Origin of the sequence: Henriciella mobilis (assembly GCF_003576285.1) — a bacterium.
Taxonomy (GTDB): Bacteria; Pseudomonadota; Alphaproteobacteria; order Caulobacterales; family Hyphomonadaceae; genus Henriciella; species Henriciella mobilis.
On record NZ_QWFX01000006.1, the window covers coordinates 541,719 to 558,852 of the forward strand.

General features: G+C 57.7%; 23 protein-coding genes and 1 tRNA gene. 9 read left to right on the top strand and 15 right to left on the bottom strand.

What is annotated here, in order from left to right; translation table 11 throughout:
* Positions 1 to 7: 7 nt before the first annotated feature.
* The 6 genes from D1223_RS19260 to D1223_RS07490 all read right to left on the bottom strand — a co-directional run bounded on the left by D1223_RS19260 (position 8) and on the right by D1223_RS07490 (position 4,460).
* On the bottom strand, positions 8 to 547 hold the full coding sequence (locus D1223_RS19260; protein WP_375204668.1) for an NADH dehydrogenase ubiquinone Fe-S protein 4: 540 nt from the start codon (positions 545 to 547) through the stop codon (positions 8 to 10).
* A gap of 503 nt (positions 548 to 1,050) precedes the next feature.
* Positions 1,051 to 1,470, bottom strand: coding sequence for a hypothetical protein (locus tag D1223_RS18730; RefSeq protein ID WP_146739659.1), 420 nt, complete (start codon positions 1,468 to 1,470; stop codon positions 1,051 to 1,053).
* Positions 1,471 to 1,490: 20 nt separating this feature from the next.
* Positions 1,491 to 2,879 (bottom strand): DegQ family serine endoprotease, encoded by a 1,389-nt coding sequence (locus D1223_RS07475; protein ID WP_119375778.1) that lies wholly within the window; start codon positions 2,877 to 2,879, stop codon positions 1,491 to 1,493.
* 128 nt (positions 2,880 to 3,007) lie between these two features.
* Positions 3,008 to 3,550 (bottom strand): Hsp20/alpha crystallin family protein, encoded by a 543-nt coding sequence (locus D1223_RS07480; protein WP_119375779.1) that lies wholly within the window; start codon positions 3,548 to 3,550, stop codon positions 3,008 to 3,010.
* Between the two features lie 35 nt (positions 3,551 to 3,585).
* On the bottom strand, positions 3,586 to 3,984 hold the full coding sequence (locus D1223_RS07485; protein ID WP_112061556.1) for an Hsp20/alpha crystallin family protein: 399 nt from the start codon (positions 3,982 to 3,984) through the stop codon (positions 3,586 to 3,588).
* 47 nt (positions 3,985 to 4,031) lie between these two features.
* Complete coding sequence (locus tag D1223_RS07490) at positions 4,032 to 4,460, bottom strand: Hsp20/alpha crystallin family protein (protein ID WP_112061555.1); 429 nt, start codon at positions 4,458 to 4,460, stop codon at positions 4,032 to 4,034.
* Positions 4,461 to 4,875: 415 nt separating this feature from the next.
* On the opposite strand from D1223_RS07490, the gene D1223_RS07495 reads away from it, so the two are divergent.
* Both D1223_RS07495 and D1223_RS07500 read left to right on the top strand, forming a co-directional pair.
* Positions 4,876 to 5,841, top strand: a complete 966-nt coding sequence (locus D1223_RS07495) for a DnaJ C-terminal domain-containing protein (protein WP_119375780.1) — start codon at positions 4,876 to 4,878, stop codon at positions 5,839 to 5,841.
* A complete protein-coding gene (locus D1223_RS07500) occupies positions 5,838 to 6,182 on the top strand; it encodes a MerR family transcriptional regulator (protein WP_158588433.1) in 345 nt (114 codons plus the stop codon). The genes D1223_RS07495 and D1223_RS07500 overlap by 4 nt, the downstream gene beginning before the upstream one ends.
* Before the next feature lie 4 nt (positions 6,183 to 6,186).
* Here D1223_RS07500 and D1223_RS07505 read toward each other — a convergent pair whose 3' ends face one another.
* From D1223_RS07505 to rpoZ, 4 genes are all read right to left on the bottom strand, one after another.
* Positions 6,187 to 6,705, bottom strand: a complete 519-nt coding sequence (locus D1223_RS07505; protein WP_119375782.1) for a DUF992 domain-containing protein — start codon at positions 6,703 to 6,705, stop codon at positions 6,187 to 6,189.
* Between the two features lie 17 nt (positions 6,706 to 6,722).
* Positions 6,723 to 7,292, bottom strand: coding sequence for an HdeD family acid-resistance protein (locus D1223_RS07510; protein ID WP_119375783.1), 570 nt, complete (start codon positions 7,290 to 7,292; stop codon positions 6,723 to 6,725).
* A gap of 426 nt (positions 7,293 to 7,718) precedes the next feature.
* Positions 7,719 to 8,273 carry a ferritin-like domain-containing protein gene (locus D1223_RS07515; RefSeq protein ID WP_233346164.1) on the bottom strand — a complete coding sequence of 185 codons (555 nt, stop codon included), beginning with the start codon at positions 8,271 to 8,273 and terminating at the stop codon, positions 7,719 to 7,721.
* 65 nt (positions 8,274 to 8,338) lie between these two features.
* Positions 8,339 to 8,665, bottom strand: a complete 327-nt coding sequence (rpoZ, locus tag D1223_RS07520) for a DNA-directed RNA polymerase subunit omega (RefSeq protein ID WP_158588434.1) — start codon at positions 8,663 to 8,665, stop codon at positions 8,339 to 8,341.
* A gap of 144 nt (positions 8,666 to 8,809) precedes the next feature.
* On the opposite strand from rpoZ, the gene D1223_RS07525 reads away from it, so the two are divergent.
* Positions 8,810 to 9,622, top strand: coding sequence for a ZIP family metal transporter (locus tag D1223_RS07525; RefSeq protein ID WP_233353077.1), 813 nt, complete (start codon positions 8,810 to 8,812; stop codon positions 9,620 to 9,622).
* 20 nt (positions 9,623 to 9,642) lie between these two features.
* Here D1223_RS07525 and D1223_RS07530 read toward each other — a convergent pair whose 3' ends face one another.
* The 3 genes from D1223_RS07530 to D1223_RS07540 all read right to left on the bottom strand — a co-directional run bounded on the left by D1223_RS07530 (position 9,643) and on the right by D1223_RS07540 (position 12,109).
* A complete protein-coding gene (locus D1223_RS07530) occupies positions 9,643 to 11,040 on the bottom strand; it encodes an integrase (protein ID WP_119375786.1) in 1,398 nt (465 codons plus the stop codon).
* Positions 11,041 to 11,165: 125 nt separating this feature from the next.
* A tRNA-Gly gene (locus tag D1223_RS07535) sits at positions 11,166 to 11,240 on the bottom strand.
* Between the two features lie 131 nt (positions 11,241 to 11,371).
* Complete coding sequence (locus D1223_RS07540; protein ID WP_119375787.1) at positions 11,372 to 12,109, bottom strand: DUF6065 family protein; 738 nt, start codon at positions 12,107 to 12,109, stop codon at positions 11,372 to 11,374.
* A gap of 51 nt (positions 12,110 to 12,160) precedes the next feature.
* Between D1223_RS07540 and D1223_RS07545 the strand changes: the two genes are divergently transcribed.
* A complete protein-coding gene (locus tag D1223_RS07545; RefSeq protein ID WP_119375788.1) occupies positions 12,161 to 12,667 on the top strand; it encodes a prolyl-tRNA synthetase associated domain-containing protein in 507 nt (168 codons plus the stop codon).
* Here D1223_RS07545 and D1223_RS07550 read toward each other — a convergent pair whose 3' ends face one another.
* The gene (locus D1223_RS07550) at positions 12,668 to 13,042 is read right to left on the bottom strand and encodes a hypothetical protein (RefSeq protein ID WP_147372720.1); all 375 of its coding nucleotides are present in this window, start codon (positions 13,040 to 13,042) and stop codon (positions 12,668 to 12,670) included. It lies immediately after the preceding gene.
* Between the two features lie 115 nt (positions 13,043 to 13,157).
* On the opposite strand from D1223_RS07550, the gene trxA reads away from it, so the two are divergent.
* From trxA to D1223_RS07575, 5 genes are all read left to right on the top strand, one after another.
* The gene (trxA, locus tag D1223_RS07555; protein WP_119375790.1) at positions 13,158 to 14,057 is read left to right on the top strand and encodes a thioredoxin; all 900 of its coding nucleotides are present in this window, start codon (positions 13,158 to 13,160) and stop codon (positions 14,055 to 14,057) included.
* A 129-nt stretch (positions 14,058 to 14,186) separates the two neighbouring features.
* Positions 14,187 to 14,837, top strand: a complete 651-nt coding sequence (locus tag D1223_RS07560) for an LON peptidase substrate-binding domain-containing protein (RefSeq protein WP_119375791.1) — start codon at positions 14,187 to 14,189, stop codon at positions 14,835 to 14,837.
* On the top strand, positions 14,834 to 15,061 hold the full coding sequence (locus D1223_RS07565; RefSeq protein ID WP_119375792.1) for a Trm112 family protein: 228 nt from the start codon (positions 14,834 to 14,836) through the stop codon (positions 15,059 to 15,061). Before D1223_RS07560 ends, D1223_RS07565 begins: the two co-directional genes overlap by 4 nt.
* A gap of 5 nt (positions 15,062 to 15,066) precedes the next feature.
* The gene (locus D1223_RS07570; RefSeq protein ID WP_119375793.1) at positions 15,067 to 15,372 is read left to right on the top strand and encodes a gamma-butyrobetaine hydroxylase-like domain-containing protein; all 306 of its coding nucleotides are present in this window, start codon (positions 15,067 to 15,069) and stop codon (positions 15,370 to 15,372) included.
* Positions 15,373 to 15,400: 28 nt separating this feature from the next.
* A complete protein-coding gene (locus D1223_RS07575; RefSeq protein ID WP_119375794.1) occupies positions 15,401 to 15,802 on the top strand; it encodes a hypothetical protein in 402 nt (133 codons plus the stop codon).
* Here the strand turns inward: D1223_RS07575 and D1223_RS07580 are convergent, their stop codons facing one another.
* Positions 15,803 to 17,038, bottom strand: a complete 1,236-nt coding sequence (locus D1223_RS07580) for an FAD-dependent oxidoreductase (protein ID WP_119375795.1) — start codon at positions 17,036 to 17,038, stop codon at positions 15,803 to 15,805. It abuts the gene before it with no gap.
* Positions 17,039 to 17,134: the final 96 nt, after the last annotated feature.

Consider the following 17,134-nt stretch of genomic DNA (forward strand, 5'->3'; position numbering starts at 1 on the left):
GACATAATTATCGCAGGGCTGCGCCCGTCCATGCGGGCGGGTCGCTCGCCGGAAAGGTTTCGATTAGCGCTTCATCAACCGGGTCGTAATTCTGGCGAGTTGGCTCAACGGACTGAATCGCCGTTCTGTCTTTGCGATCCTGTTTCGAGTTATTTCGACGCTCGCCATAGCGAAGGCGATTTGTAAGCTCCGTCTGATAGTTTCGCTGTTGTCGACGGGCCGGAGCTTCACTGATCGTATATCGCCACCCACGTGATTCCGCGAACTCTACGGCGCTTTCAAGGTTCGGAAATTCCAGTCGGACCGATGCGTATGGGTCGTTCGACGAGGTCCATCCCATTAGTGGTTCGATTTCGCGTCGTCCCCACATTTCGAACTCAAGAATCCAACTATTGAGGAAGCGTCGTCCTCCGCGGCTGGGATCGCGCGGACGCCGACGAATTAGCGCACGCGGGATATCGTATCCCGGCGCATCCGAACCGGGGAGTTTCGGTTGCTTCCGCATGGAATTGCGCCGCATCGTAGAAAATTCAGAATATTCGTCCATCTCCTTCACCGCCGCATTATGTAAGTTTAGCAGGTCCCTTCATTCAGTTACTCTGTTCAGCGTTTAGACGAATCAGGCTGGTGAAAAGTTCAGGCTGGTTTTCATGAACTTTTCAGGCTCACTGAGGCCTGCTTCGATCAGGCGTAGCGCTGTAAGTAAACGACTTTATCAAGGAGCCATATCTCCTCATGCGCTCATCATCTCGCTGCTACCGACTAGTTGCAGTGATGCAGGAGTGTTTTTAACCGTTCTTCGGTTACTCAGCGTGCATCGGTGTTGATTGTCTTTTCGAGCATCACATTGATTGTCCGAACGCAGAAGGATCGGCACGGGTCCACTACCGAATGGATTAAACCCATCCCGAGCGCACTCATTCATTAGCCTTTCGAGTTCTCTCGCGCTTATCCACATGACTCTGCTCCCGATGACTCTTAATTCTTGCGGTCTCGAAGCGCCACGCAGCCGGAGGATAGCCGCGCGGGCTTCGGAGACCACTGAGGACGTCAGGTGACATCCTCCCCTCGCTTCTGTTTGAGATCGGCGAGCCATGCGCATTCCTTCTCGACGATCCCGCCCGTGAAGACGCCGTCTTCATCAACGACGCCTTCAAAGCCCGCTCTTTTGCCGCTCGGCAATTCGAATTCGCCAGTGAAAAAACCGTCTTCGGTTACCCAGCCTCGGGCAACACGGGTCCCGTCACTATCATAGCCCCACATATTTCCTTCGGAGATCTCGACTCTTGTAAGCGACAAGGTCGAACAATCGCCTGTCGAGATCGCGCGGTTGAGTCGAATTTCCCCGGCGTAAACACCGTCAAATCGATCTGATATCGGGTCCGCCGATGCGGGCGCCGAATAGGATAACCCGATCGCCAGCAGCGCGGCGGCTAAGGTTCTTGTGCTGTGTAGGCAGGTGTTTTCCATTGTTTTCCTCCACTCGTCCGCTAACGAATAACGAGGAACAAGCGAGTCGATCCACGCACAACCGATAGCGCGATGGGTCCGTTCGCTCGGTCGAGAGCCGCAGTGACATCACCCACACTGTCCACTGGGTTTTGATTGATCGCGACGATCACGTCCCCTGGCCGAAGGCCGGCGCGGGCTGCGGGAGAGCCTGCCGCGATATCTTCAACAAAAACCCCTTTTGCGATGCCCGGAATTTGATCCGCGGATGTGAGCGCGCGCAATTTGGCGCCGGCGAGTTTTGGTGCGGAGGTCGAGCTTAATGAGCCCTCGTCGCTATCCCCTTTGGCGAGGCGAGCGCGCAAGGTTCGCTCGTCGCCATCTCGCAGTAATTTCAACGATACGGTTGAACCGGGGCGTTTAAGGCCGATCTGATTGCGCAAGTCAGACGAGCCGTCGATCGGTTGGCCGTCGACGCTCAAAATGACGTCGCCCGCCTCGACGCCCGCCTTGTCAGCAGGCGAGCCCTCTTCAACCTGGCTGACGACCGCGCCGTGTGTTGCGTCAATATCAAGCGCCAATGCGAGGTCTGGCGTCAGGTCTTGGATGACGACGCCAAGCCGTCCGCGTCGCACCTCGCCAAATTCGATTAGCTGTTCCATTACGCCTCGCGCCATATTGCTGGGCACGGCGAAACCGATGCCGACATTGCCACCTGCCGGCGCGACGATAGCAGTGTTAATCCCAATAAGCTCGCCGTCGAGAGAGATCAGCGCGCCGCCCGAATTTCCTGGATTGATCGGCGCATCTGTTTGAATAAAGTCTTCATACCCCTCAAGGTTTAGCCCGGTGCGCCCTAGAGCACTGACAATTCCCGAAGTTACGGTTTGACCAAGCCCGAACGGATTACCGATAGCGATGACAAAATCTCCCACTTCAAGATCATCAGAATCCCCAAGCCGGAGGGCAGACAAATTGTTCGCATCGATTTTAAGCAGCGCTATGTCGGTGCCGCGATCACTGCCGACAAGTTCGGCTTTAAATTGACGGCGGTCCTTGAGAGTGACCAAAATCTCATCGCCGCCATCGACGACATGGGCGTTTGTCAAAATATACCCTTTGGCCGCATCGACAATGACGCCCGAGCCGGCGCTAAGGCGGGGCCGGGTGCGCGGCTGTACGTCGGGAAATTCAAAAAAGCGGCGGAAAAACGGATCAGCGTAGAGCGGGTTGCGCTCAAGCGAGACCTGCGACTCGACGGCAATGTTAACAACTGCCGGCGTCGCCTCCTTCAGCACCGGCGCGAGCGTCGGTTGCTCCTGGTTTTGACTGTTGAGAAAAGGGATTGAGACCTGCGCGTTCGCCGCGCTGGTCGGTATAATAACCGAAATCAGAATGATGATGAAAGCTAAAATAGCGCCGCGTGTCATGATCGTTCACCCCGCAATTCTTCTGTTTTCGTACCTTTCGCTTAGTGCCGAGGAAAAAGCGGCGGAGGCATCTATCGCCTCCGCTAAGTTGTCATGCTCAAGACCTTCCCCTCTACAGACAAAACAGACTATGCTGCCTTCACCTCGATTCGCTTAGTGAGACGTTTAGCGTCCGCCGACTTCGGCAGAGTGACAGTGAGGACTCCTTTTTTGAACTCTGCCTTTGCCTTGTCCGTTTCAACGCCTGGCGGCAGCGGTATAGTGCGATAGAATGCGCCATACGACCGCTCATGGAGGAAGTAGCCTTTCTTATTTTCCTCGCGCTCTGCCTTGCGTTCGCCACGCACTGTCAAGACATCGCCTGTCAGCGTCACATCGATATCATCTTCATCCATTCCAGGCAGATCAACGCTGACCTTGATGGCCTTGTCGCTTTCCGACACGTCCACGCTCGGTTGCGAGAAGACGTTCATGGCTCCGGCGCGGTCGAAGAACGGGCGCTCGAAACGTTCGAAAAACCGGTCAAACACATCGTTCAATTCATGTTGCAGCGATATGACTGAACCTTGGGTTTCGTCGCGAGATTTTACGAGGCTGCGGCCCGACGAGCGGGTCTCCGACCCGTCGTCGGTTTTCTTGCGGCCCCAGGGAACAAGATCGCGAATACGCATTGTTTATGCTCCTTTGGTTATCGGGGCTTTACTGACTAGGCGGCATTGACGCTGATTTTTCGCGCCTTCGCCGTTTCCGCTTTCGGCAATTCGATCCGCAATACGCCGTTCTTAAAGGATGCGTCGATCTTGTCCTGATCAATTTCTTCAGAGACGGAGAAGCTGCGTTCGTAATCGCCTTCGCCGTATTCGGCATAGACAGGGCGCCAGCCCTGGCGCGGACGTTCTTTCAGCTCGCCACGAATGGTCAACACACGGTTTTCAAGGGTAATATCGATTGTGTCGCGATTGACTCCCGGCATCTCGGTTTCGAGCACAACCTTGTCATCGATTTCGAAGATGTCGGTCGCTGGCCGGTAAATGCGACGTGGACGGCGTTCATCAATCCGCGTCACATTTGTATCTTCGTTACGAGTGCTAACATCACTGCTCATTTCAGAATCTCCTTATGACCCAGATTTTGAAAATGGTCGCCGTCGCCTCAGGCGTTGATGGCGATGCGCTGTGGCTTGTCGGCCTCTGGGCGTTGCATTTCGATTTCCAGAACCCCGTCTTCAAAGCTCGCCTTCACGTGATCTGGATCAACGCGGAACGGCAATTCAACACCGCGCGTGAAGCGGCCTCTACCACGCTCTCGACGATGCCATCCTGCGTTGTCGTTTTCGACCGTCAATTCGCCTTCGATTGTCAACGTGTCGTCACGTACGGTGATGTCTATGGCGTCGTCTGTAAGGCCCGGGAGTTCCGCGGTCACCAGCAGTGCGTCGTCTTTTGCGTAAACATTAACGGCGGGGAAACCGGCTCCTGAGGTTGTGGCGTAGCCATCGAAAAGTCGGTTCATATCCGTTTGCATGCGCCGCAAGTCAGCGAATGGATCCCATCCGAAGCGGCCATTGTATGTGCTCAACATTTGGTTCAACCTCCTTCGCAAGTTCTCAATTTTCTCGACGAACGACGCAGGCGGAAAGTTCACCTGAGCGCGCTCAAAGACATTAGTTTTGCAGGGAGGCCAACGCCGGAAAAAGTCTGGGGTAAGAACAGTCTTGCCAGACCATTTTATCGCTGGCGGTTAAAGTCTGGGCCAACGACTATACAAATAATCCGGCGACCGTCATGCCCTCAAACTTCGAGCGACATGGAGGCTGGCACGCGTCTAAAATTCTGTTCTGGACGACCACGTGCGCCAAATCATTGCTCGGGTCCCGGCGTCGGCGACCCGCAATTTCGATCTAGAATGGGTCGTGAACTTTTCAAGGGCCTTCCGCGTCTCTAAATACGCCCAGGTAATAATTTTTTGCGCAAACTAGTTGCTTGCTGTCTGTGTAATGACCGAAGATCTTTACAAGGTATTGGGCGTATCGAACTCGGCGTCGGACGACGACATTCGCAAGGCCTATCGAAAGCTCGCCAAGAAGCTGCACCCGGATCTAAACCCCGGAAATGAAGCGTCTGCGGATGAGTTCAAGAGAGTTTCAGCCGCCTATGCGATACTCGGCGATAGGGAGCAACGCGCTAAATATGACGCCGGTGAGATCGACGCCTCTGGGCAGGAGCGCTCGGAGCCGCGCTATTATCGCGAACATGCAGGCGCTGACGGCGGCGAGCGCTACTACTATCGTAGCGGCAGGACCAGTGGTGAAAACGCGTTCGGCGGATTCGAAGATTTATCTGACATTTTTGGCGATTTTTTCGGGCGCAGGCGCGGTCCCGAAAGAGGTCCCATGGGCGGCGCTGGACGCATGGCGGGCCGCGACGCCCGCTACAGATTGGAACTCGACTTTCTGGAAGCCGCCAAGGGCGGCAAGAAGCGCATCACGTTACCTGAGGGCGCCTCACTTGATGTTTCTGTGCCTGCCGGCGTCGCTGACGGCCAAACTATCCGTCTTAAAGGAAAGGGCGAAGAAGGCTTTAGTGGCGGACCAAATGGCGATGCGCTGATCGAGATTTCCGTCCGCCCCCATTCCCTCTTTGCGCGGGACGGAAACGACATTCGCCTGACTTTGCCGATCAGTCTTGATGAAGCCATTCTGGGCGCAAAGGTTGAAGTTCCGACCATTCACGGACCTGTAACGATGAAAATTCCGGCCGGAGCGTCAAGCGGGCAGTCCCTTCGCCTCAAAGGCCGGGGCATTCGCAAATCTAAAGGCCCGCCCGGCGATCAATATGTGGAATTGAAAGTCGTTCTGCCAAGCGAGATAGACGACGATCTCAGAGACGCTGTGAAAGCTTGGCGTGAGCGAACGAATTTCGATCCTCGCGCGGGTTGGGCGAGCGACTGGAGGCGGCGGTGAGCAGTAAATCGACTATCACTTACACTGAAGACGATCTTATTGCGGAATTGCGTACGCTAACGAGAAAGCGCCTCCGTGCATGGCTCCGCGAGGGACTTGTGCGTCCTCGGCGTGAGGCTGGCGCTGCACTCTATGACGAGATCGATCGGGCGCGACTTGAACTCATCTTAACCCTCAGCGACGATTTCGATATTGGCGACGACGCGCTGTCGATTTGTTTTGGGTATATCGATCAGTTTCATAGTTTGCGCCGCGAGTTGACGCACCTTATCAGCGTCATCGACAACCAGCCCGAAACGGTGCGCCAGGCTATACTGAAAGCCTGGCGGGGTGAAGCGTAACGCGCTAAGGCGCAAGGCTGCTCACTTCAAAATAGAGTACCGATGACGCAAGTTCATCGGACCGTCGCCCGTCGACGGGTCGCGGCTCCAGTGCGAAAAGATTGCGTTCCCCACCTACCAACGTATTCGGCTTCAGCTCATATTCGTCGATGATTTCCGGCCAGGCGCGCGCATATCGCCCAACAATTGATGCATCGGGATCAGCGACGTCGTTCTTGCTTTTGAGATAAAGGACGGTCCATGAAAGATACTGCTCGTTTATAAATAACGAATCGGTATCTCGTTTTGAAACGACGCCGGAGAACTTGCGCAATACATCACCATGCTTTCCGGTTTTGTATTCACAACTCAGCCTACGTTTTTCGGAAACCGTGATTGTCATGCCCGCGTCAGCCTTACAAAGCAGAGTCCCATGAACATCAAGATTTTCATAGAGTTCAGCAGGCTGAGCCCAGACAGTCTGGTTGCACAGGACTCCGACGAAAATTGCACAGACGATGGCGGATTTTCTTATCATTAGCATTTTCAAGCTCCCGACGGTTACGGTTTTATCCTTTTGCGCGCTGCGAGCGCGGCGGCCGTAAAGTGGACGCCGATGAAAATTGCGTGGACGCCCCAGAGGATGCCAACGGTGTAAAGCGCGGTTCTTGGGAGACCGAAAAGAATGATGAGCCCAAGGAACAGGCTCAGGACGCCGCCGGCGATCATCCAGCCGCGCCTGTCTTTCGTTTTTCGGCGAGACGCCAAGAAAAACCTCATTGTGGCGTCAATGATGAAATAGACAGCGAAGACGAGTGTGAGCGAAAACACGCCGGCCCCGGGAGCGAAAAGAAATATCGCGCCGGTCACAAGCGCAAGCACGCCAAGGCCCAATTCAAACCAAAACTCGCCGGTGCGGCGCCGACGGAATGCATCCCAGAGCTGAAGGCAGCCTCCAACAGCCAAAATCGCTCCGAAAAACAGGCTGTAGGCGACAGAAGCAATGAGTGGAAACAGGATGGCGAAAAAGCCAGCGGCGATGGAAAGGCACCCGATTGTCAAGGCCCAGCCCCAACCCGCCTGGCGAATTTCGATTTGTTCCTCAACTGAATCAATGAACGTCTCCGACATGGATGTCGCCTCCTGTCATCGTCCGGCTTCTACACTGTGCGACGAATAGCGGTTCGCAAAAGTTCAATTAGTGTGGAAAAGCGTTCTAAGCCGCGATCAGCCGGTTGGTTGTGAGGTTGTCGTTGGCGTGAGTATTGTCAGTTCTCGTCGCATTTTTCGCGAGCGCGGTTGAGCGCGCAGCGCTTTTCGTATTTCGAGCTATGCGCGGCCACGACAGAGCAATTGTCCAAAAAGGAGGGTTCCAATAGAAAGGGATAGGCATGGTCAATGCACCTACGAGGGCGGCTTTTGACCCATATGAGGCGATATCAAGCGCATTCTCCAATGCGCGTACGGCGCGAAATGGCGTGTCCCATGTTTGACTGAATAAGGTCCTGTTCATGCGTTTTCTGCCTTCCGAGTCGCTCAGCGCGAAATGCATTTGGCTTAAACATCGAGTTCCGTCAGCATTCCCGCGAGATCATCTGCATGTTCTTCTTCCATCGCTAGAATGCCCTCAAGCATCCGGCGAGTTGTGGGGTCTTTATCGCCGATATAACGGATCATCTCCGAATAACTGTCGATGGCGATGCGTTCTGCGATGAGGTCTTCCTTAATCATGTCGATTAAGTTCTCGCCCTCGACATATTCGGCGTGGCTGCGTGTTGCCAAACCATCGGGATTGAAGTCAGGCTCGCCCTTGAGCTGCACAATACGCGCGGCGATCTGGTCAGCGTGCATTTGCTCTTCATTGGCGTGCTGCAAAAACTCCTGGGCCACCGCATCAGCATAAATGCCGCTCGCCATAAAATAGTGACGTTTGTAACGCAAAATACAAACCAACTCAGTGGCCAAGGCCGCATTGAGTAAATTGACTACAACTTCGCGGTCCGCCTGATAGCCTGGCGTTACCGCGCCGTCTTCAATGTGTTTGCGTGCGCGATCTCGCAGTGTCTTGATGTCGGTTAAAAATGGTTTTTCAGCTTTTTTGCTCGCCATCATTCAGCGCTCCAGCTTTTTCATTGTTTCCATCGCGTTCGGACAGCTATGGTTTTTGACAGGGCCTCTCACTCAGTTTGAGGCGCCTCCTTCTCCATAGCTTCAATTGCGCGCAACATTGCGTTCTCATCGATGCGTTCGAACTCAGGGGAGTCACCGTCGTCGTCAGGTCGAACACGCTGCAAAGTTTCGATAAGGCGGCCCTTGATATCGCATGGGTTCACTTCGCCGACGGAGATCTCTTTCAACGCGAGAACCGGCGCGCTGTGACCGTTTTTCGGAAGGGACGATAGAGCGCCATTGTGAAGTTCGCGCGCGCGATGCGCTGCTAGGAGCGCCAGATCAAATCTGTTCGGCACCGCTTCAAGACAATCAACGGCGAATACGCGCGCCATCGCTCTAATCCTCCCTCTGGTGTCGCCGAGTAAGACGATTGAGAAGGCGAAAAGTTCATTGGAACCGCGAAAGCGGACGGACATCGGAGGCGATCAAATTGCATTGACAGAGCAATTGTGCCGCGCGCTGCCCGACGGGGATCATTGGCCGCAAAAGCAAATCGACATAAGCAACGAGAACGCAAGACTTGGTTTGGGTGGGGCGATATTTCAGCTTATGAAGTCAATTTTATGAATGAATTCATACTCATAGTTGGGTTTGCGGTCTTGCCTGCGCTTGGTAATTTTATCGGCGCTGTCATTGCCGAAAAGGTGGATACGCCGCGATGGACAATTGGCGCCGCGTTGCACGGCGCCGCCGGCATTGCGATCGCGCTCGTGAGTCTTGAAATGCTGCCATTCATCCTGGCTTCATTACCAGTTTCGATTTTTGCAATTGGGTTCGTTATCGGTGCCGGTGCGTCCCTTTTGGTGGCAAAGGGCATTGTGCTTTGGCAGAACGGCGGCCAAATCCGAGCGACCCAAGCCTTCATGGTCTATACGGTCATTGGCGCTGATCTCTTTAGTGACGGCCTGATGACCGGCGCGGGAGGCGCAGTCGCCTTGGAGGTAGGTCTATTGCTCGCAGGCGCGCAGCTTTTCGCCAATGTGCCTGGCGGCTTCGCAGCAGCAGGAAATCTAAAGCACTATCGCATCCCCGTGGGACGCCGCCTCGCCGCCGCCGCTCTTGCTGGGACGCCTGCACTGCTTAGTGCTATAGTTGGCTATGCCGTGTTTCGGCATGCTGCGCCCGAGACGCAAGCATTCGCATTAAGCGTTATCGCCGGAATACTTCTCCTCGCGACCATTGAAGACATGGTGCCAGAAGGCGATGCGCCGCGGCCGCCCAGATGGAGTTCAACACTTGCCTTCGCGATCGGTTTTGCCGCGATGGCTGTGACCGTGAGCAGCGTCTAGCGTGGCCTTATAGACCGGCGTCACCTTTTGCGAAAAAAACTTTTCAGCTCATCTGAAACCGGGTGAGCAATCTTCAATAGTTGGTCGCGCCTGTAAGCCATCGAACCACCGTCGCCATAGGCTGGGCGCGAGTTGCGGTGGCCCATGATCATGCAGCGGAAACCATAGTCGAGTTCGGCTTCCTGCATGCGTTTTTCGAACGAATGTCGGAACGAATAGACCTTATGATCGGGGGTCGGAAACAAGTTCCGCGACTTCATTGCCGTCATGAGATTCGCCGATAGCAGATCAGGTTTATCGCGATAGTGTGGGAAGCCATTCGGCGCACGCCGCATGGCCTCAAGAGACACGCCGACGAGCGGAATTTCGCGGATGGACGACGCGGTTTTGATCTCCCGGTCCCTCTTAGGGCGTATGGAAATGTACGGCGCATCTCCATCGAGATTGATGTCCTCGGCGAGCAGGTTGGCGATTTCACCAGGCCGACATCCCGTTTCGATCAGGGCGTAAAGGATCAAATCCGCGTCGCCCCGCAGGCCCTTGAGGACGCCGGGAACCAGGATTTTTTCTCGCACCCATTGGTCTTCAAAGGGCGGCACATCTGCGGATTTTTTGTCTTTGAATGAGAGGTTTCGGAACGGATTGGGCCTGTCTTCCTCCCCGATATATTTGAAATATTCGCCGTAGAGTTTACGCATATTGCCAAGATCTCGATTGGCGGTTTTGGTGCTGAGCGCCTTTTTTCCCGGCTTCGGAACGACGCGATCCTTCCACCAATTGTAGTATTGCTGCGCATCCTGCCGCGTGATTTCCCGCATGGATCTGTCATCGACCACGTCGATGAAATACTGGACGCCACGGTTCTTGGTCTTCTTCCACGCCGCCTTCTGAGCCTCGGACTTTCCAATCAATTCGTCAGCGGCGATCTCTTCGCAATAGAGCTCAAACGCGGAGCTGACCGTTACAGGCGGCGATGAAACTGTGCCCAGAAGAGCCTCCGCTTCCACCTCTTCCGACTGGCTTGGCGCACCTTTATCGGCGCTTTTGATGACTTTGATTCTGTCGAGAATATCACCGAGATCAGGCGTCTCGGCGAGTTGATCGATGGGTGTGTAGACGAAGCCGCGCGCCAGCGCCCGGACGGTTGCAGCCTTGTAGCGTCTCTCGGCGACCTGCCGCTTTCTGGCCTGCGCTTCGCCTGTTTCCGTCTCGCCATCCATCCCGGCGAGAGACGCCCAGAACAGGTTGTCGGACTCTTCCATCGCGTCGCGCCGCAACCGTGCGATCTCGATCGATTTCGTGCGAAGCGAACACTCTACGACGCCACGATCATCAATGCTCTCATACCGCTTCGGGACGCGGCGTTGATAGTGCCAGTACGCGCGCTTGCGCTTGAGATGACGGTTATCCGGGTCCACAGCCCAATCGCTTTGTAGGAACAATAGTAGGGAATTTTGTAGGGAGAAATTGAGCAAACGTCAAGCGACGGGCTTACGCCCACGCATTATACTGCTGATTTAATTGATGTTTTTGGAAAAGTGTTTGGAGCGGGCGATGAGATTCGAACTCACGACCCCAACCTTGGCAAGGTTGTGCTCTACCCCTGAGCTACGCCCGCATCCGATGGGGTAGCTGACCAGCACGTGCCGACCAGCGAGACCGCGGCTTTAAGCGCAAAAGCGGAGGGCTTGCAAGGGGGATTCGCACGCAAAGGTGCAATCGGCCGCCGCTCGCCCCTAGCCTGCGGGCCTACACGTCCACGGGCGGCTTGAGGCGGCGCTTGGTCTGGTGGGCGTCAGCCTTGTCGCCGGTGACCTTCTGGCCCTTCATGTAATGGCGCTGCCAGCCGGCCTTCACCGTCTCGGAATCGAGCGCCTTGAGCTTTTCATTGAAGGTGCCGCGGCTGGTCTGCCAAGCGTGATATTCCTTCTCCAGCTCCGGATTGGAATGCAGCATCTTGCGCTCGGGCTGGATCTGCTCGGTCTTGCTATGCTCGAAGGGCATGATGAAGCAGAAAGGTTCGCCCTTCTTGAAGACGACTTCGCCGGGCCGGGTCATCTGCCAGTTCATGGTGAAGGGGAAGGGCAGCCAGTCAGTCTCGACGAGGCCGGTCAGCGGCGCGATGCCATCCTTCGGGAAGTTTGGCGGGCCGGATGCCCAGATGCCCCAGCCGGGCGGGGTGCGGAACAGATGGCCGGTATGCATGGTCACAATGCCGCGCCGGAAGTGACTGTCGGCAAAGGAGGGGAGATAGCGCTGGTCGGCCTTGCGGGTGAACAGGTGGAGGTTGTGTTCCATCGGCCCGCCATCCCAGACGATCTTGAGGTCCATCGGGCAGAGGATTTCCCAGCCGGTGGAGTTTGCCATGGTCAGCGGCAGGCAGCGATACGGGTGACGGTCCGGGAAGGCATCCATCCATTCGCGCTGTGAGCGGCCGGGCACGATTTCCGGCGCGCGGTCATAGATTTTGTAGCAATCCAGGTGCATTTCGGGCGGTCCTCGCTTGACGGCTTGGCCCTGATTGCCTGAAACACCGCCATGCCTGCAAGCCCCGACGATCTGTTTGCCTTTCTCGACGAGCACGGCCTCAGCCACACCACGCGCTGGCATGAGGCGACGTTCACGGTTGAAGAAGGCCGTGACCTCAAGGCCAGCATGCCGGGCGGGCATACCAAGAATTTGTTCATGAAGGACAAGGACGGGACCATCGTCCTCATCTCCGCGCATGCCGACAGCGAGCTGAAGCTCAACCAGTTGCACAAGCTGATCGGTACGCGGAGGCTGTCCTTTGCGAGTGCCGAGCTGATGGTGGAATGCCTTGGCGTGACACCCGGCTCCGTCACCGCCTTCGCCCTGATGAATGACAGGGACGGGCGTGTGCGGTTCATCGTGGACGCCGCGTTGATGCGGTGCGACCCGCTGAATTTCCACCCCCTGGTGAACACGGCAACGACCGCTATCCCGCGTGAGGATTTCCGTACATTTGTCGCCCTGACCGGTCATGAGATGACCGAAGTCGATTTTGCGTCGCTTGTGACCGGCTGATCAGGCCGACGGGTCCTCGCCAGAAAAGACGCTGACCAGGCAGGCAATGGCGAAGATACCGCCGCCGGCGCCCAGCAAGATAAAGAGGCCGCGCTGCCAGGTCGCGAGGTCTTCGCCGGCGGCGCCCGTAAAGATGGCACCGGCCGCAACAAGTCCCGAGACTATGGCGAGGAGCAGGGCCTTGGCGCGCACGAAGAAAAGCGCGGCGAGCATCAGCGCGGCAAAAGCGATGAAGCCCATGCCGAGTTCGCGGTGCCATGGGATCTCTTCTCGCAGCTCCGCTGGTCCGAACATGACGACACCACCGACCGCCGCGCCGCCGAGCGCGACAAGCAGGTACTTGATCCTGTCAAAGCCGGTGATCTTCGGGTCCATGCGGTACTTCATAGCACAGGCGCCGGACGAGGTGCTGCCAGAATGAACCCGCGATGTTGCGTTTTTGCGGGTCTGATCCCAAATTCGCGGCGACAAGTTCGAAAGGCGCTTTGCTATGGAAGACATCTCACTCGGCACACCGGGCGGTAACGTCAAAGACAGCACCGACCAGACCTTCATGACCGACGTCATCGAGGCCTCGAAAGAGGCGCCGGTCCTGGTTGATTTCTGGGCGCCGTGGTGCGGGCCGTGCAAATCGCTCGGCCCGGTGCTTGAAAAGGTGGTGAATGACCAGCAAGGCAAGGTGAAGCTGGTCAAGATCAATATCGACGAGAATCCGCAGATCGCCGGCCAGCTGGGTGTGCGGTCCATTCCGGCTGTCTTCGCCTTCGACAAGGGCCGGCCGGTCGATGCCTTCCAGGGCGCGCTGCCGGAAGGCCAGCTGCGCGACTTCATCTCCAAGCTTCTCGGCGGGACCGATCAGGGCCAGCAATTGCAGGCTGCCATCGAAGAGGCCGACAAGCTGCTGCAGGGCGGCGATGTTGCCCAGGCCGCCCAGTATTACGGCGCTGTCGTCGAAGCCGATCCGAAGAATGTCGCCGCGATCGCCGGCCTGGCGCGCTGCTACCTTGCCAATGGCGACGCCGAACGCGCGTCGCAGATTCTCGACATGGCTGGCCCGGACAAGCAGTCTGACCCCGCCATAAAGGGCGTGCGCACGGCTATTGAGCTGAGCGCTGATGCGCCAAAGGATGACGAACTCGACGCATTGATCGACAAGGTCACCGAAGACCGTTCGAACCATGCGCTGCGCTTCGAGCTCGCTGAAGCGCTGATCGCGCGCGGCAAGCACAAGGAAGCGGCCGACCACCTGCTGAAAATCCTGGCCGACGATCTCGCCTGGGAAGACGGCAAGGCGAAAGCAAAGCTGCTTGAGCTGTTCGAGGCTGCCGGGCCGAAATCGCCTGCAACGATCGAGGGCCGCCGGCGTTTGTCTTCCCTGATGTTTGCCTGACGGCCGAGCGGGGCATTACAATGTCGCCTTCGCTGGGTCCGCGCAGCGAATTAGCGGCGCAGCCCTCGACTTTCAGGCATTTCGCGCCACCATGGGGGGAAGGGGCTGTTGTCAGGAGGACCCGTTCCAATGACCAGACACGGCTACAGAAAGGCAGCAGACCTTCCGGACACGCTGCCTGTATTCCCTCTGGGCGGTGCACTGGTCTTCCCGCGCTGGTCCCTGCCGCTGAATATTTTCGAGCCGCGCTATCTGAACATGGTTGATGATGCGATGGCTGGACACCGGCTGATCGGCATGATCCAGCCGGCGGGCGGCAACAAGCAGGCGCCGCACCTTGCCCGGGTGGGCTGTGCGGGCCGCATCACGTCCTATTCCGAAACCGAGGACGGGCGTTACCTGATCAACCTGTCTGGCATTTGCCGGTTCAGCGTGGTCGAGGAGCTTGATGTCACCACGCCCTATCGGCAGGTCCGCGCGGACTGGAGCCGGTTTGCCGCCGATCTGAGCGAACCGGAGCCGACCTGCCTGCCGGACCGGGCACACCTGGCTGAAGCGCTCAAGAAATATGTTGCCGTCAATGAGATGGAAGTGGACTGGGACGCAGTCGAGACCGCGCCGCTGGAGACCCTGGTCAACGCGCTTGCGGCGGGCTGCCCGTTCTCGCCCATGGAGAAGCAGGCCCTGCTTGAGGCGCCTGACCTTTGCGGGCGGTGCGATGCGCTCATCGCCTTGCTTGACATGGACACTTCCGGCGACGATTCATCGACCCTGCAATGACCGAGACAAATTCACCCGGCCCTGAGGCGCCCACAGAGGAGGCTGGCGCGAAGACAGATCCGCGTCTGCTGGAAATGCTTGTCTGCCCGGTGACCCGCGCGCCTCTGACTTATGACCGGGCAAAACAGGAGCTGGTCTCGCCGAAAGCCAAGCTTGCCTTTCCGATCCGCGATGGTCTGCCGATCATGCTCGAAAGCGAAGCGCGCGCCTTGGACGAGGACTGAACGCGATGACCGTCATGCCATGGCCGACAGAGCTGAAGTTCCGCCGCGGGGCCGGTGTCCTGTCAGTGACGTTCGAGGACGACGCGACGTTCGACATCCCTTTCAAGAAACTGCGTGAGCAGAGCCCGTCAGCCGAAGTGCGCGGGCATGGCGCCGGGCCGCGTCCGCCGCAGCCGCCGGTGGCCGATGATGTCAGCGTGACGAAAGCCGATCCGGTCGGACGCTATGCCGTGCGGATCCATTTCTCCGATGGGCATTCGAGCGGGCTGTATACCTGGAAATACCTGCGCGAGCTGGGCGAGGCCGCCTGACCGGCAAGACCGCAAGAGGGGATGCGACATGGCCGAAGATGAAAAGAGCGTCGACTTCGGCAAACTGCGATCCCTGATGCTGCTGGCCGTGGCCGTCGGCGCCGCAGTCCTCATCGTATCGCTCTGGCAGCTTGGACAGTTCCAGACATTCGAGATCGGCTGGACGGTCATGGCCGTTGCTTTCGGTGCGATCGCATGGGCCGCTGTCTTCTATTTCGGGTGCCTGATCGCGGAAGGATCGCTGACCAGCTACATCGTCAGCGACGACACAGAGATCAAAGGTCAGAATGTCGAGATGGTCACGAAGACCCGGTCCAGTGGTGATCCGCGCCTCGACGCCTGGATCGAAAAATTCGTCTTTGCGCGTAACACGTTCGGCCTGGCGGTCATTCCGCTGCTGATCCTTGGCGGACTTTTCCTCTGGGGTTGATCAGGCCGCATCCAGCGGCTGCATCAGGCTGGGCAGCCCTTCAGATGAGGCGCTTGCGATGCCGGCCAGCCGTTTGCGGACAGGCGCGATCCGCTCAGCCGCCAGCATGCCGAGACTCCTGACCGGCTTGGTCAGCATCGAGTCGTTGGAGAACAGCCGGTCGATGACATCCATGCCGAGTGCGGCGGTGTTTGCGCCAAAGCGCCGTGATGCCTGGTAGGCCGACAGCGTCTGCTCCGAGCCGATATCCAGCCCGGCCCGGTCTGCGTCCATGATGGCATCATAGAGCGCGGCGATATCGCGAAAGCCCTGGTTCAGCCCCTGCCCGGCCAGCGGGTTGATCCGGCGCACGGCATCGCCCACCAGGGCTACGCGCGTGTCCACCATATGCTCGGCGATCTTCAGGATCAGGGGATAGGAGCCCATCGGCCCGTCTATCTTCATCTCGCCCGCAAAGTCGGCAAAGCGATGATTGAGCTCGGCCTCTACGGCCTCCGGCGTCATTTTTGCCAGCGCCTCTGCGGCGCCGCGCTTCATGTACCAGGCGAGATTGGCGCGATCGCCCCGCAAGGGCAGCGTCGCAAACGGACCCTCCGGTGTGAAAAGCTGTCGTGCGATCCCGTCATGCGGGCGCGACAGGGTAACGTTCGCCGCAAAGACCGACTTCTGGTAGTCGCGCCCTTCGGTCTGAATTCCAGCCGCCTCGCGGACGGGTGAGTTAACTCCGTCGGCGCCGATGAGAAGCCGAGCATGGATCGTCTCGTCGGACTCCAGCGTGACAGTGACACCGCGCGGACCGGCCTCGTAGCTGGAGAAACGGGCGGGCGCGAGCAGGGTAAGGCCTTCCTGTTCGGCCATGGCGGCATCAAGGGCTGCCTGAAGGACGGGCGCTTCCACCATGTGTCCCAGCGTTTCGCCGTCTTCGCGGTCTGGCAGGTCCTCGTCATCGAAAAGGACATGTGGCTGGCCGAACCAGTGGGTCCCACCATCGGTGGCTTCCAGGCCATGCAGCGGCTGGGTCTGTCCTTCAAGCGCAGGGGCAATGCCGATCCGCTCCAGCAGGCGCCAACTCCCTGTCACCACGGCATAATTACGGGTGTCCTGCGGACGTGTGCCTTTCGGGTCGCGGGCATCGACAACCAGGGTTTCAATCCCTGCCTTTGCAAGGGCAAGCGCGAGCGATGCCCCGGCGGGGCCAGCACCGATTACAAGGACTTCTGTCTCTTTCGCGCTCATGGCTCCGGTTCTTAGCAGACCCCGTAAACGGGTCCAGAGTTGACGCCGAAACGGGCGTTTGGGTCGCAGGGTGCCCGAATTTTAGTCACTCGAACG

Coding starts and splice junctions, on each gene's coding strand:
- D1223_RS07495 (WP_119375780.1), top strand. CDS start 4,876: ATGACCGAAGATCTTTACAAGGTATTGGGCGTATCGAACTCGGCGTCG.
- D1223_RS07490 (WP_112061555.1), bottom strand. CDS start 4,460: ATGTTGAGCACATACAATGGCCGCTTCGGATGGGATCCATTCGCTGAC.
- D1223_RS07565 (WP_119375792.1), top strand. CDS start 14,834: ATGACCGAGACAAATTCACCCGGCCCTGAGGCGCCCACAGAGGAGGCT.
- D1223_RS07505 (WP_119375782.1), bottom strand. CDS start 6,705: ATGCTAATGATAAGAAAATCCGCCATCGTCTGTGCAATTTTCGTCGGA.
- D1223_RS19260 (WP_375204668.1), bottom strand. CDS start 547: ATGGACGAATATTCTGAATTTTCTACGATGCGGCGCAATTCCATGCGG.
- D1223_RS07515 (WP_233346164.1), bottom strand. CDS start 8,273: ATGATGGCGAGCAAAAAAGCTGAAAAACCATTTTTAACCGACATCAAG.
- rpoZ (WP_158588434.1), bottom strand. CDS start 8,665: ATGGCGCGCGTATTCGCCGTTGATTGTCTTGAAGCGGTGCCGAACAGA.
- D1223_RS07545 (WP_119375788.1), top strand. CDS start 12,161: ATGCCTGCAAGCCCCGACGATCTGTTTGCCTTTCTCGACGAGCACGGC.
- D1223_RS07560 (WP_119375791.1), top strand. CDS start 14,187: ATGACCAGACACGGCTACAGAAAGGCAGCAGACCTTCCGGACACGCTG.
- D1223_RS07540 (WP_119375787.1), bottom strand. CDS start 12,109: ATGCACCTGGATTGCTACAAAATCTATGACCGCGCGCCGGAAATCGTG.
- D1223_RS18730 (WP_146739659.1), bottom strand. CDS start 1,470: ATGGAAAACACCTGCCTACACAGCACAAGAACCTTAGCCGCCGCGCTG.
- D1223_RS07580 (WP_119375795.1), bottom strand. CDS start 17,038: ATGAGCGCGAAAGAGACAGAAGTCCTTGTAATCGGTGCTGGCCCCGCC.
- D1223_RS07570 (WP_119375793.1), top strand. CDS start 15,067: ATGACCGTCATGCCATGGCCGACAGAGCTGAAGTTCCGCCGCGGGGCC.
- D1223_RS07550 (WP_147372720.1), bottom strand. CDS start 13,042: ATGGACCCGAAGATCACCGGCTTTGACAGGATCAAGTACCTGCTTGTC.
- D1223_RS07575 (WP_119375794.1), top strand. CDS start 15,401: ATGGCCGAAGATGAAAAGAGCGTCGACTTCGGCAAACTGCGATCCCTG.
- D1223_RS07485 (WP_112061556.1), bottom strand. CDS start 3,984: ATGAGCAGTGATGTTAGCACTCGTAACGAAGATACAAATGTGACGCGG.
- trxA (WP_119375790.1), top strand. CDS start 13,158: ATGGAAGACATCTCACTCGGCACACCGGGCGGTAACGTCAAAGACAGC.
- D1223_RS07475 (WP_119375778.1), bottom strand. CDS start 2,879: ATGACACGCGGCGCTATTTTAGCTTTCATCATCATTCTGATTTCGGTT.
- D1223_RS07510 (WP_119375783.1), bottom strand. CDS start 7,292: ATGTCGGAGACGTTCATTGATTCAGTTGAGGAACAAATCGAAATTCGC.
- D1223_RS07480 (WP_119375779.1), bottom strand. CDS start 3,550: ATGCGTATTCGCGATCTTGTTCCCTGGGGCCGCAAGAAAACCGACGAC.